The sequence below is a fragment of the Chryseobacterium sp. MYb328 genome (assembly GCF_037572595.1).
Lineage (GTDB): Bacteria > Bacteroidota > Bacteroidia > Flavobacteriales > Weeksellaceae > Chryseobacterium > Chryseobacterium pennae.
In genome coordinates, this window is sequence record NZ_JBBGZQ010000005.1 from 147,104 (window position 1) to 159,519 (window position 12,416).

The 12,416-nt window shown below is 35.2% G+C and carries 13 protein-coding genes; 5 read left to right on the forward strand and 8 right to left on the reverse strand.

Annotated features, from left to right (window positions below):
- Positions 1-92 precede the first annotated feature (92 nt).
- Genes ccoG through WH267_RS07670 form a run of 4 tightly spaced genes read left to right on the forward strand, consistent with a single transcriptional unit; the run spans position 93 to position 3,488 of the window.
- The gene (gene ccoG / locus WH267_RS07655; protein ID WP_115969832.1) at positions 93-1,547 is read left to right on the forward strand and encodes a cytochrome c oxidase accessory protein CcoG; all 1,455 of its coding nucleotides are present in this window, start codon (positions 93-95) and stop codon (positions 1,545-1,547) included.
- A 9-nt stretch (positions 1,548-1,556) separates the two neighbouring features.
- Positions 1,557-2,009 (forward strand): FixH family protein, encoded by a 453-nt coding sequence (locus WH267_RS07660; protein WP_115969830.1) that lies wholly within the window; start codon positions 1,557-1,559, stop codon positions 2,007-2,009.
- On the forward strand, positions 2,000-2,725 hold the full coding sequence (locus WH267_RS07665; protein ID WP_115969828.1) for a sulfite exporter TauE/SafE family protein: 726 nt from the start codon (positions 2,000-2,002) through the stop codon (positions 2,723-2,725). The genes WH267_RS07660 and WH267_RS07665 overlap by 10 nt, the downstream gene beginning before the upstream one ends.
- 19 nt (positions 2,726-2,744) lie before the next feature.
- Positions 2,745-3,488: a hypothetical protein gene (locus tag WH267_RS07670; RefSeq protein WP_115969826.1), complete on the forward strand. Its 744-nt coding sequence runs from the start codon at positions 2,745-2,747 to the stop codon at positions 3,486-3,488.
- A 99-nt stretch (positions 3,489-3,587) separates the two neighbouring features.
- On the opposite strand, the gene WH267_RS07675 is transcribed toward WH267_RS07670, so the two are convergent.
- The 5 genes from WH267_RS07675 to WH267_RS07695 form a co-directional block, all read right to left on the reverse strand.
- Positions 3,588-4,196 carry a hypothetical protein gene (locus WH267_RS07675; RefSeq protein WP_340007061.1) on the reverse strand — a complete coding sequence of 203 codons (609 nt, stop codon included), beginning with the start codon at positions 4,194-4,196 and terminating at the stop codon, positions 3,588-3,590.
- Between the two features lie 193 nt (positions 4,197-4,389).
- The gene (gene serS, locus WH267_RS07680; RefSeq protein WP_340007063.1) at positions 4,390-5,658 is read right to left on the reverse strand and encodes a serine--tRNA ligase; all 1,269 of its coding nucleotides are present in this window, start codon (positions 5,656-5,658) and stop codon (positions 4,390-4,392) included.
- Positions 5,659-5,721: 63 nt separating this feature from the next.
- On the reverse strand, positions 5,722-6,243 hold the full coding sequence (locus WH267_RS07685) for a hypothetical protein (protein ID WP_340007065.1): 522 nt from the start codon (positions 6,241-6,243) through the stop codon (positions 5,722-5,724).
- A gap of 28 nt (positions 6,244-6,271) precedes the next feature.
- A complete protein-coding gene (locus WH267_RS07690) occupies positions 6,272-7,516 on the reverse strand; it encodes an oligosaccharide flippase family protein (protein WP_340007067.1) in 1,245 nt (414 codons plus the stop codon).
- Positions 7,513-8,661, reverse strand: a complete 1,149-nt coding sequence (locus WH267_RS07695; protein WP_340007069.1) for a glycosyltransferase — start codon at positions 8,659-8,661, stop codon at positions 7,513-7,515. Before WH267_RS07695 ends, WH267_RS07690 begins: the two co-directional genes overlap by 4 nt.
- Before the next feature lie 60 nt (positions 8,662-8,721).
- Here WH267_RS07695 and WH267_RS07700 point away from each other — a divergent pair, with 60 nt between their 5' ends.
- Positions 8,722-9,531 carry a class I SAM-dependent methyltransferase gene (locus tag WH267_RS07700; RefSeq protein WP_340007072.1) on the forward strand — a complete coding sequence of 270 codons (810 nt, stop codon included), beginning with the start codon at positions 8,722-8,724 and terminating at the stop codon, positions 9,529-9,531.
- Positions 9,532-9,611: 80 nt separating this feature from the next.
- Here the strand turns inward: WH267_RS07700 and WH267_RS07705 are convergent, their stop codons facing one another.
- The 3 genes from WH267_RS07705 to WH267_RS07715 all read right to left on the reverse strand — a co-directional run bounded on the left by WH267_RS07705 (position 9,612) and on the right by WH267_RS07715 (position 12,409).
- A complete protein-coding gene (locus WH267_RS07705; protein ID WP_340007074.1) occupies positions 9,612-10,103 on the reverse strand; it encodes a hypothetical protein in 492 nt (163 codons plus the stop codon).
- A gap of 102 nt (positions 10,104-10,205) precedes the next feature.
- The gene (locus tag WH267_RS07710; RefSeq protein WP_115970023.1) at positions 10,206-10,991 is read right to left on the reverse strand and encodes a (Fe-S)-binding protein; all 786 of its coding nucleotides are present in this window, start codon (positions 10,989-10,991) and stop codon (positions 10,206-10,208) included.
- Positions 10,992-11,077: 86 nt separating this feature from the next.
- Positions 11,078-12,409, reverse strand: coding sequence for a (Fe-S)-binding protein (locus tag WH267_RS07715; protein WP_123321057.1), 1,332 nt, complete (start codon positions 12,407-12,409; stop codon positions 11,078-11,080).
- Positions 12,410-12,416 lie beyond the last annotated feature (7 nt).

Below are 12,416 nucleotides of genomic sequence, written 5' to 3' on the forward strand. Positions count from 1 at the left end.
AGAAAATTAGAAACATATGAAAAAAACATAATTTGTTATTACCTTAAAAATAGTAACGAATTATGTTTTTTCTTTTTTAAACACATTACAATATGTCAGACATAGAAGAAATAGAAGTACGCGGCGGACAGGGACAGGTTCTGGACCCTGAGACTTACAGAGATTCTATCGGGACAATGGAGCAATCCGGTAAAAGAAGATGGGTATTTCCAAGAAAACCAAAAGGAAAATATACCAACTATAGAAACATTGTAAGCTATCTTTTATTAATTATTTATTTTTCATTACCATTCATTAAAATCAATGGTAATCCATTACTATTATTCAATGTAATAGACAGAGAGTTTTTCATTTTTGGACAGCCTTTCTATCCACAGGACTTTTTTATCCTTACTTTGGGTGCCATCGCATCTTTAATATTTATTATCGTTTTTACGATTGCATTCGGAAGAATTTTCTGCGGGTGGATTTGCCCTCAGACAATTTTTATGGAATCCATCTTCCGTAAAATCGAATATCTGATTGAAGGTGACCGAAACAGGCAAATGAAGCTGGACAGACAGGAGTGGAACAGCGAAAAGATCTGGAAAAGAACTTTAAAGTGGTCTGTTTATATTATTATTTCACTCATCATCACCCACTTTATGTTTATGTATATTGTGGGGTATGAGCAAGTATTCAGAATTGTTTCTGAAGGCCCGTTTACCCATCCTACCAATTTCATTGTAATGATTCTCCTTACTGCTGCATTTTATTTTGTATTTGCGTGGTTCAGAGAACAGGTATGTACATTGGTTTGTCCATACGGCAGGCTTCAGGGAGTTTTAATTGATAAAGATACGATCAATGTTTTCTATGACTTCAAAAGAGGGGAAAACCGATCAAAATGGAGAAAAGGAGAAGACAGAAAAGCAGCAGGTAAAGGAGACTGTATTGACTGTCATCAGTGTGTGGTGGTATGCCCTACCGGAATTGACATCAGAGACGGACAGCAGCTGGAATGCATCAACTGTACCGCATGTATTGATGCCTGTGACGAGGTTATGGAAAAGGTAGGTCTTCCAAAAGGCCTGGTAAGATATGCTTCTGAAAATGAAATTGAGAAAGAAACTCAATTCAAGTTTACCGGAAGAATGAAAGGATTCAGTATATTCTTATTCCTTCTGGTAGGATTTTTAGGATACCTGTTGTACAGCCGTGGTGAAATGGAAGCTAAATTCATTAAACCGGCAGGTAGTACATTCTTTGTAAAAGAAGGAAAGATTATCAATACTTATAATTATACATTCCTGAATAAAACCAATGATAAGAAAATCGTTACCATCAAAGTAATGAATCCTGCACATGGTGAAATCACTTACAGTGCATCAAGTAAAATTCAGGTAGACAGAGATAAAATTACCAAAGGAACCATCAATATAAGCTTCCCTGAAGATGAAATGAAGCTTTCTAAGCAGAACATTACAATCGGGGTTTATGATATGAAAGGTAAACTCGTAGACTCTTATCAGACTTATTTTGAAGGACCATTCAAATTACAATTTTAATTAGACAAAATGAAGAACTTTAGTTGGGGACACGGTGTTGTAATTGCATTATTTGCATTCATAGTTTTTATATTATCCATGATGTTTCTTTTCCCGAACGGGCAGAAAAACTCAGAAATGGTAACCGATAATTATTATGAAGAAGAGCTACAATATCAGGATGTAATTGATTCTAAAAAAAGAGCGGATGAGCTCCAGGAAAAACCTGTATACTCACAGGATACCAATGGAATTAAAATCACATTCCCACAAAATTATAATAACTCTGACACTACGGTTAAATTTGTTTTAAACAGAACCGACGACCAGAATTTAGATATCAAAAAATCTGTAGAACTTGATGCCAACCACACTTTCATTATCCCTGCACAGGTACTGAAAATGGGTAATTATACTTTAAGACTAAGTTGGACGAAGGACAAAACAGACTATAGAATGGATTATGATGTAATATGGAAATAGGACTTGTGGTATCGGCTATTGCCTTAGGCTTTGCTTCCGGTTTTCATTGCATCGGAATGTGCGGTCCTATTGCTTTATCGATGGGATTAACCAAAAAACAGGCTGCCAATTTTTATCTTCAGAACCTTACCTATCAGTTCGGAAGGATCTTTACCTATTCATTATTAGGCGCACTTCTTGGAATTATAGGACAGGGATTTGAGATGGCAGGATTCCAGAAATATCTGACTATCATAGCTGGTGTCCTGTTAATTGTTATGGCTTTATTTTCATTTGGTGGAAAGGATTTTGCTTCAAAAATACCTTTCCTGTCCAAATTTTTATATTCGGTAAAATCAAATTTAGGAAAGATACTCCAAAAGGCAGATTACCGTTCAAGATTTACTACAGGTATTCTCAACGGATTTTTACCATGCGGGATGGTTTATATGGCTCTTACAGCAAGTCTTGCTGGAGGAGGAATATGGCAGGGAGCCTTATATATGGCTTTATTTGGTCTGGGAACCCTTCCGTTCATGTTTGCTGTCGTTCTGGCCGGAAATCTCATGAATCAGGCTTTTAGAGCAAAAATTTTAAAAGCAGTTCCTGTTATCATGATTATTTTGGGCGGACTTTTCATTCTCAGAGGCTTGGAACTAGGTATTCCTTATGTTTCTCCGAAAGCAGAATCAATGACTATTTCCAAAGATCCTAATGAAGCCGTTAACTGCCACTAATTAGAATTTATACTATACCATGAAGAAAACGATCGTCTTATTTTTAATAAGTCTGTTTACATTACAATCCTGCAGCATCAATACTGAAGTACTCTATCATAAAGACTCAGCTACATCTATGATTACTGATGTGGATACCAGAGAATTTATGGCAGAAATGCAAGCTATGACTCCTGATTCATTGAAACAGGAAAAATTTAAGGATATAGATCGATTTCCAACAGTCTGGACAAGCATGTATGATCTTATAAAGAAAGAAGGAAAACTGAAAACTGAAAATCAGGATACTATCAGAATACTGAAAAAAGTCTTTTTAAAATCCACAAAAGATGATAAAAATGCTATCCCTGCAGGATTTTCCTTTAAAATGGATCATTTCACTCCCAATGATTATGAAATAATTAAAAACTTCAATAAAGGCGAAAAGCTACCCTTTGATCAAAATGTACTCAATATCTGGGATGGCAAAACGCTGACCATTAACACAGATTTTTTTAATCTTAAAAATATTGAAGAGGTACTTAAATCTAAAGGTTCAGATGAACAAACAGAAAAAATGGAGGGGATGATGATGATGTTTTTCAAAAATATCGGAACGACTTTAAAGTTTGAAAATAAAATAAAATCGATCACCGGAAAACATGACTGGCTGAAACAGATTGACGACTATTCGGTAAGGATAGTATATGACTTGAAAGCGATGAATGATAAGGATGCAAAATTGAAAAATACAGATAAAAAGATCGTTATCGTCACTGAATAAAATAACTTATCCCACCGAATTACGGTGGGATATTTATTAAAGCACAGCCCGAAAAATGATCTGAAGTATTAGTTTCAAGACATTGATAATCCAATCATATTAATTAATAGGATCAACATAACCATCCCATAAAGAACGATTAATATCAAAAAAAACAGTGTTAATTTCTCTGTTAAACCATTTATAATCCGGATCTTTAGAATAGTCAGGGTTATTGACAGATATAAATCTTACAACTCCCCCCTGTATCGTTTTGTAGAAATCATAAACTTGAAATTTTCCAAAATTATATCGGGAAAAAAGTTGCGTTTCATCTTCTCTATGTTGGACTGCCGTATATAATTTTTTAACGTCCTCAATGCTCATATCTTTATAAAAAAAACCTAAAATATTTGAAAATGTAGGCTGGTTAGTATACATGAATAGAAATTGCTCTCCATTTATTTGAGGAAGCTTATCATGCAGCAGCTTATGCATTTCAGGATTTTTAAAAAAGATATACTGCTTATTTATTTTTTTAAACTGATAATCTCCATAAGTATAGAATGGTATATGCTGATTTCCATTATCAAAGGTCAAAACAAATTTACTATACTTGTCCGGATGATCAGTCTCCACATTTTCCTGTCCTTTGAAATAATAATAATTTTTACAGCTTATCAGTGAAAGCAGAGATAATACGGCTATAATTTTAAGTAAACCATTCATTAGTATAGAGATTACAGTTACAAAGTATATTTTCTTTTATCATAATATTCGCAAATAAAATGGTCAGTATATGCCTATTTCTGTTCACATTTTCTGCAAGACTTATCACGAATATATAAAAAATAAAGAAACTCTCAACAAATAAAAATCCCCTTTCAGTACTGAAAGGGGATCTGTTTATATGTAAAATATTCTAGTTGATGATATCAAATCTTGCATACTCAGCAATCTTTTTAGGAAGTTTAATTCCTTCTGCAGTCTGATTGTTCTCCAATAAAGCGGCCATTATTCTTGGCAATGCCATTGCAGATCCGTTCAGTGTGTGTACCAATTGAGATTTACCATCTGCTTTGTAACGGCATTTTAATCTGTTAGCCTGGAAAGTTTCAAAGTTTGAAACAGAACTTACTTCCAGCCACATTTCCTGTGCAGCACTCCATACTTCAAAGTCATATGTCATCGCAGCAGCAAAACCTGTATCACCACCACAAAGTCTTAATACTCTGAATGGAAGTTCAAGATCTGTAAGAATTTCCTTGATATGCTCTACCATTTCTTCTAAAACAGCATAAGAGTTTTCTGGTTTTTCAATTCTTACGATTTCTACTTTTTCAAACTGGTGAAGACGGTTCAGACCTCTTACGTGAGCTCCATAACTACCAGCTTCTCTTCTGTAACACTGAGAGAAGGCTGTATGTTTAATCGGAAGATCTTTTTCATCCAGTAATACATCGCGGTAAAGATTCGTTACCGGAACTTCTGCTGTAGGAATCAGGTATAATTTATCTTCATTGATATAGTACATTTGTCCCTCTTTGTCAGGTAACTGTCCGGTCCCAAAACCTGAAGCTTCATTCACTACGTGAGGTGGGTTTACTTCTGTATATCCTTTCTCAACGTTTTTATCCAGGAAATACTGAACCAAGGCTCTTTGTAACCTTGCTCCTTTTCCTAAATAAACAGGAAATCCTGCTCCAGCGATTTTTACACCCAATTCAAAATCAATCAGGTTGTATTTTTTAGCCAGTTCCCAGTGAGGAATAGCTCCTTCACCTAGACCTTCTACAGTATGAGACTGGAAAATATTCTCATTATCCTCAGCAGAAGAACCACTTTTCACCAATTCATTCGGAATGTTGGGAAGTTGGTAAAGAATGTTCAATAATTCAGTTTCTTTTACTTCCAACTGAGATTTCAATTCTGAACTCGACTCTTTGTACTGTGCTGTTTTAGATTTTGCTGATTCCGCTTCTTCTTTCTTTCCTTCCTTCATTAAAAGTCCAATTTCCTTGGAGATTTTATTGATCTCGGAAAGCTGGGAATCTAATTCAAATTGGATTCTTTTTCTTTCTTCGTCAGTAGCAATAGCATTGTCTACCAACTCAAGATTCTTGAATTGTCTTTTTTTAAGACCTTCTAAAACGCGTTCTTTGTTGTCGCGTAAAAAATTGACTTGTAACATTTTATTTAGATGTTAGATATTAAATTTAGCCTAATATAGGCTAACAATTTTACAAATTTAAAACTATTTTGTGATAGTTACGTTATTTATCGAAGTAGGAGCATCAGCTTCTTTGGAAAATTCTGATTTCCCATTGTATAAAACCTCTGAAACCTGAAATAATGTTGGACTCTTACGATAATGAATTTCCAGCTGGTCAACGGTTCTTTCCACAGTATTATTTACTGTCTTCGTAAAAGTAATTGCCATTTTAGAAACATAGGCATTTCCACTTCCCGGATTGGCAGGTCCTGTAGAATCCAGTTTTCTTCTTTTAGCTCCTCCAATATACTCCATATAAAATACAGAATCTGTTCTCATTCTCAAAGAAACGGTTACCGGAGAAATATCCTTGCTTCCAAACACATCATTTACTGAATATCCAGTATAGGAACCTGCTTTCTTACTGTTCAAAAGGTCCTGTTGGTTAGTGTCTTTCATATAGATATTAAGAACCTGATCAATCCTTTGTAAAGATTCCTCATCACTTCCACAACTGACAACCGTAAAGCTTATCAATAAGATATAAAGAAAGATATTTTTCATTCTAACAAAGATAAAAAAGATTTTATCATTAAGGCAATTTCCTTAAATAGGAAAAGAAAAAAAACAGATAGCCTAGCCCTGAAATAAGCAGTGTGGCAGTCATTGCAATTCCCATCCCGATCACACCATAAACGGGAACCAATATATAGGCAAGCACAGCCAGAAATAGTAAAGAACCTATACTAAGCCACGTATTAATTTCAATTTTTCCTACTGCCGGTAAAAGATTGCCATAGAGGTTTCTGGTAAGCATTCCCAACGTAAAACCTATTGATAAGATCATTAATAAAGTTGTATTCTCCACATAAGTTTCCCCGAAGAACAAAATAATAATATACTTTTTGAATGCATAAAAGAAAACAAGTATTCCCAGACAAATCGGGAAAAAGAACTTATTAAAATTAACAACATAGGATTTAAGGAACTTTTTATCCTTAAAATTCTTGGAAAGCACTGGAAAATCACTTTGCAGAAAACTGGTGGCCAGGAAAATAATGTTAGAAGGGATAAGAATCGCGATCCTGTAATTAGCTACTGCATTTTCATTCAGCATAAAGCCTAGTAGTAAAATATCCAGTGAGTACAGAGCATCGGAAGTCAGGGAAGTCATTGCTGTAAATATCCCATATCTCCACATCTCTTTATAATTTCCGGATATAACATCCCGATGGGAATATATATCTTTCTTTAGCCATAATAACGATAAATACGGCGTAATACTGATGGCTATCAGATAACCGTAAAATTTAAAAAAATAAGTCAGAAACAAAACCAACAGCAACCCACCAATATTAACGACATTATTGATTTTTGCAAATGTCTGATTTCGACCTGTAATCCGATAAAAAACCTGAATATGATTCAGAAAATAAAATCCACCAAGTCTTACAGCACAAAACAGGAAGATCATAAAGATATCTTCATATTTATTAAAATAGAAAACAGAAACAAATAAAAACAGGATAATAAGGATCAGCTCAAACAGGATCCCTTTGAAAAAAAAGTAAGATGAGATTTTCAGTTTCTCATCTTTATCCAATGATATGGATCCAAACCTCATTAAACTCTGACTGCTTCCAAATCCTGTAAACGGTGTAAAAATCGTAACAACGGAGAGAACAATACTTAAAACCCCAAATTCATTCTCAGGCAACAACCTGATAATCAACAAAGATACTAGAAAACTACAGACCTTCGCAATAAGGAAGGAAAAGAAAACATGATGCCCACTATTGCTGAAAAAATTCCTTAAAAAATCCTGCAGGCTTTTCACGATAATTTGTTTTTAGAAAGAACTTCATTATAAACTTCTGTAAACTGCTCAGCAATAGCCTTTCGGGAATATCTGTCTACAGAAAAGCCTCTGATCTCAGATTCACTTTTAAAAGCATATCCCTTTCTGCATATTTTCTCCAAGACCTGATAAAGCTGATCTGTATTATCTTTTTCAACTCCTACCCCCAAGCCTTCTATAATAAATTCGGCAGCACCTCCAACCAGAGTTGAAATTACAGGCTTTCCACAAGCATACGATTCCAGAATAACACATCCCTGAGTTTCATTTTCACTGAATAAGATAAAGTAATCAGAGTTTTGCATTTTCTCAGCAACTTCAGCATAGCTTATGGCATCAAAAACATTGATATATTTTTCAGCCTCTAAATTCTTAACCAAAGCATCCAAAGATTCAGAATCGCCATCACCTCCTATTTCCAAACTTACCGGAAAGCCATTTTGGTGTAATAAATGAACAGCCCTGATAATATCCTGAGGCCTTTTCCGGGGAATTAAACTTGATACATGGAGAAATTTCACATGATCAGCTATTCCTGTTTTAGGTTTAATGGTAAAAACATCAGTATCCACAACATTTGAAATCACTTTCATTGAAGTAGTAATTCCTAACTGTTTCAAGCTGTCTTTCAAATTATAGCTTACCGGTAAAATATATTCTGCATTTTTTGCAATATACTTAGCGATCCTTTTAATACTATCAGATGTTTTGGATAGATTCTGTTTTTGCAAAGCCGTCCAGTGTTCCGTAACAACGAATGGAATTTTATATTTCTTTTTCAGATAAACCGCAAAAAGCATATTGTTGTGCAGAACATTGGCATGAACCAAATCAGGTCTGCTCACTTTTTCAAAGCCTTTTAAATAGGCTCTCATTCGTCTTACAAAATTCTGAACCGGGTTTTTTGAATTTTTATAATAAATAATTAAGGTTCTGATATTATTAATGACCCGGTCATCATAAACATACTGCTCTTCCTGCTCAAAATTACCGATAGCATGCAGTATTTCAACATCACATGATAATGAAACAGCTTCCGCATGTCTTTGTACAAAATTGCCGTTGGTAGGCTCTATTTTATTAGGAAACCATGATGAGATGAAGAGTATTCTTTTTCTTTCCAAAATTTTATTTAGTTGTATCTTTGTTTGATCATTAAATGTAATCTACATCCCCGCAAACAAATGGCTAAAGTTAATAAATTTCTGTCTTTTATCCGAACTATTCTTGAAACCCCAAGCTTAATCAACCTTGTTCTGGATAGCTCATTTGAATCAGAAAAAAAGTTTAAAAAGAAATATACAGAAATTTCTTCTTTACCACAGATAGATTTAAAACTTCTTGGGAAAGAAATTGCCGGAGATATTGACACCTTCATTCTGGACGGAAGCTCTTTAATCACTGATTTGCAACTCCTTAAAACACTTTCCATGAGAGATGATATCAATTCTTATATTGAGATTGGTACATGGCGTGGAGAAAGTGTCTATAATGTGGCTAAACATGTGGAAGACTGTACCACTATCAATTTGTCTAAAGAAGAGATGAAAGAAATGGGGCTCAATGTAAAATATGCTGATCAACATGGTATTCTTTCACAAAAGAATCCACAAATAATCCACCTTGAAGCCAATACAAAATTTTTTGATTTCAGTGCTTTAAACAAAAAATACGACCTGGTTTTTATTGATGGAGATCATAGCTATGAGATGGTTTTAAATGACACGAAAAAAGTTTTTGAAAACCTTTTGCATGAAAACTCTATCGTTGTCTGGCATGACTACGCCTACAGTCCGCGAAAAATCCGTTATGAGGTTTTCCAGGCTATTCTTGATGGGGTGGGAAAGGAAAATCACGGATATCTTTACCATCCTCAGAATACTATGTGTGCTATTTTTATCAAAGGAAAATTTCCTACAACTCTTTTTGATGATATGGCCATCCCTTCAAAAGTTTTCAATGTAAAAATTCATTCGGAAGAATTCTCTTCTTAGCAGGGAATACATCATCATCTATCTTTTCGATATAATAAAAAAGGATGACAAAAGCCATCCTTAATAATCTGATAAAATATTTAGCTGATATAACTTCCAGCCCAGCTTTTCTCCAATGGAAGAAGAAAATGGCTTAAAAAGTCCAGATAAGTATTTTTAGAAAAGTCAAAAACCTGAATGTCTTTTGGCAATTCACCATTTTTTAATTTGTTCTTAAAATCGAGAAGTTTCAAGGTTTTCACTTCTCCATTTTCCACAAAACTGGCTTTCATTCTATCGAATAATCCCAGTTGATACTCTTCATCAAGTTCTCTCATGATCTTACCTAAAGCATCAATGCTGCATCCTGAAGCCATTTCTTTCTCTTCATCCACACATATAATAATAAATTGATTTTTTTCAATTTTAAAGGATGATGAAAGTGGTTTTCCATGGGCTGCCCAGGTAGCCAGAAAATCAAATAGTTTTTCTGTGATAGCCTTTGCCTCTTTAGTTTCAAATGGCCTTGATGCCGGGTATATAATGACTCTATAGTCGTTCGTTTCTACAACGGTTGATTCTTCAATTTTCATTGTTGCTCAATTTAAAGTATAAAATTAAGAAATATTCCTGAGTTTATAAAGCATAAAACCCAGGCCAAAGCCTGAGTTTCCATTTATATTTTAAATGTAAGCTTATAAATCCTCTGCTTCTGCAAGAAGTTCCACAATATCTTTTACGGCAACTTCTGTATTTTTATTGAAATGCTTCACACCATCCGTCATCATTGTATTACAGAATGGACATCCTGTAGCAATTACTTTAGGCTCAAAAGACAAAGCTTCTTCTGTTCTTTCAATATTGATATCTTTATTTCCTTTTTCCGGCTCCTTAAACATCTGTGCTCCACCTGCTCCACAACAAAGGCCGTTTGTTTTGCAACGCTTCATTTCTACAAGCTCAGCATCCAGTTTTTCAAGAAGCATTCTTGGTGCTTCATATTCATCATTGGCACGTCCAAGGTAACAAGGATCGTGGAATGTGATTTTCTTTCCTTTGAACGCTCCGCCTTCAATCTTCAGCCTTCCTTCTTCCATTAAAGTTTTAAGGAACTGAGTGTGGTGAACTACATCAAAATGCCCTCCAAGACTAGGGTATTCATTTTTAAGAGTATTAAAGCAATGTGGACATGCTGTTACGATCTTTTTTACCTCGTAAGCATTCAATACTTCAATATTGGTAAGCGCCATCATCTGAAAAACGAATTCGTTTCCGGCTCTTTTTGCAGGATCTCCGGTGCAGCTTTCTTCCTGTCCTAAAACAGCAAATTCTACCCCTATTTTATTTAATATCTTGCAAAATGCTTTTGTAATTTTTTTGGCACGGTCATCAAAACTTCCGGCACATCCAACCCAAAATAAAACTTCCGGGGATTTTCCTTCGGCAGCATATTCTGCCATTGTTTTTATATTGAAATCCATTTCTTCCAATTTGAAAATGTGAGAATCTGGAAATTTGAAAATGAGTTAGCTTTAACCAATTTTCAAATTTTCAAATTGATTAGTTTTTAATTTTCTGAAGCCCAGTTCAGACGGTCTGCCTGATTATACTGCCAAGGTGCAGCATTATTTTCAACGTTCGTCATCATCAGATTCAGTTCCTGTGGAGCAGCAGACTGTTCCATTACCAGGAACCTCCTCATTTCAAAAATGATGGAAAGCGGATCCAATAATACTGGACAGGCTTCTGTACATGCATTACATGTGGTACAGGCCCAAAGTTCCTCTTTAGTGATATAGTCATTCAACAGCTTTTTGCCGTCGTCTACAAATTTTCCGTTTTTATCGATATTTTTTCCTACTTCTTCCAATCTGTCTCTGGTCTTCATCAGGATCAGTCTCGGAGACAGTTTTTTACCTGTAACATTAGCAGGACAAACCGAAGTACAGCGTCCGCATTCTGTACAGGAATAGGCGTTCAGTAACTGTACCTGGTTAAGGTCAAAAATATCTTCAGCTCCAAATTTAGAAGGAACATCAGCTTCAGCTCCTTCTGCCGGGGCGGCATAAGGGTCAGCATTAGGATCCATCATCAATTTGATTTCCTTTGTTACTGAATCAAGGTTATTGAATTTTCCTTTTTTATCAAGATTAGCATACCAAGTACTTGGGAAAGCTAAAATAATGTGTAAATGTTTTGAATAATACAGATAATTCATGAAGAAAAGAATCCCTACAAAGTGGAACCACCAAGCCCCTTTTTCTGTAAAATGTAAAAATCCGTCACCGAAATTACTGAAAACAGGTCCTAGAATCGTTGAGCTGATCGGGAAGCTTCCAAGCTCTTCCAATACACCTCTCTGTTGTAGTACCCAATCAGCGGCATTCATTTTAAAGAAGGCCATCATTAAGGCAAACTCAATGATAAGAATCCAGTTGGCATCCTGCTTTGGCCATCCGAAAAGTTCTTTCATGGTTAATCTCTTCACACCATAAAAGTTTCTTCTGATGAAAAACACGACTACCCCAATTACAACAAGAAGTGCCAGAATTTCTAATGTCGCCGTAAAGAAACTATAGAATCCATTCCCGAAAACTGAAGCCAGGAAACGGTGCGTTCCAAACAGTCCATCAACAATAATCTCAATAAGTTCTATATTGATAATAACAAAACCAACATACACGAAAAGGTGTAAAATACCCGCTACAGGGCGTTTTACCATCTTACTCTGTCCCATAGCTACTCTAGCCATGGTACTCCAGCGTTCAGATTTTCTGTCGTTTCTATTGATTTCGTGACCAAGTCTGATATTTCTATAGATCTTCAGCAGGCTTTTGGCAAACAATCCAAATCCGGCCACTAATAAAATCAGGAAAATAATGTTATCGATGTACTGCATAAGGCGT

What these genes read in the sequence shown, in the direction of transcription:
- ccoG (WP_115969832.1), top strand. Translation starts at nt 93, where the DNA reads ATGTCAGACATAGAAGAAATAGAAGTACGCGGCGGACAGGGACAGGTT.
- WH267_RS07660 (WP_115969830.1), top strand. Translation starts at nt 1,557, where the DNA reads ATGAAGAACTTTAGTTGGGGACACGGTGTTGTAATTGCATTATTTGCA.
- WH267_RS07665 (WP_115969828.1), top strand. Translation starts at nt 2,000, where the DNA reads ATGGAAATAGGACTTGTGGTATCGGCTATTGCCTTAGGCTTTGCTTCC.
- WH267_RS07670 (WP_115969826.1), top strand. Translation starts at nt 2,745, where the DNA reads ATGAAGAAAACGATCGTCTTATTTTTAATAAGTCTGTTTACATTACAA.
- WH267_RS07675 (WP_340007061.1), bottom strand. Translation starts at nt 4,196, where the DNA reads ATGAATGGTTTACTTAAAATTATAGCCGTATTATCTCTGCTTTCACTG.
- serS (WP_340007063.1), bottom strand. Translation starts at nt 5,658, where the DNA reads ATGTTACAAGTCAATTTTTTACGCGACAACAAAGAACGCGTTTTAGAA.
- WH267_RS07685 (WP_340007065.1), bottom strand. Translation starts at nt 6,243, where the DNA reads ATGAAAAATATCTTTCTTTATATCTTATTGATAAGCTTTACGGTTGTC.
- WH267_RS07700 (WP_340007072.1), top strand. Translation starts at nt 8,722, where the DNA reads ATGGCTAAAGTTAATAAATTTCTGTCTTTTATCCGAACTATTCTTGAA.
- WH267_RS07705 (WP_340007074.1), bottom strand. Translation starts at nt 10,103, where the DNA reads ATGAAAATTGAAGAATCAACCGTTGTAGAAACGAACGACTATAGAGTC.
- WH267_RS07710 (WP_115970023.1), bottom strand. Translation starts at nt 10,991, where the DNA reads ATGGATTTCAATATAAAAACAATGGCAGAATATGCTGCCGAAGGAAAA.
- WH267_RS07715 (WP_123321057.1), bottom strand. Translation starts at nt 12,409, where the DNA reads ATGCAGTACATCGATAACATTATTTTCCTGATTTTATTAGTGGCCGGA.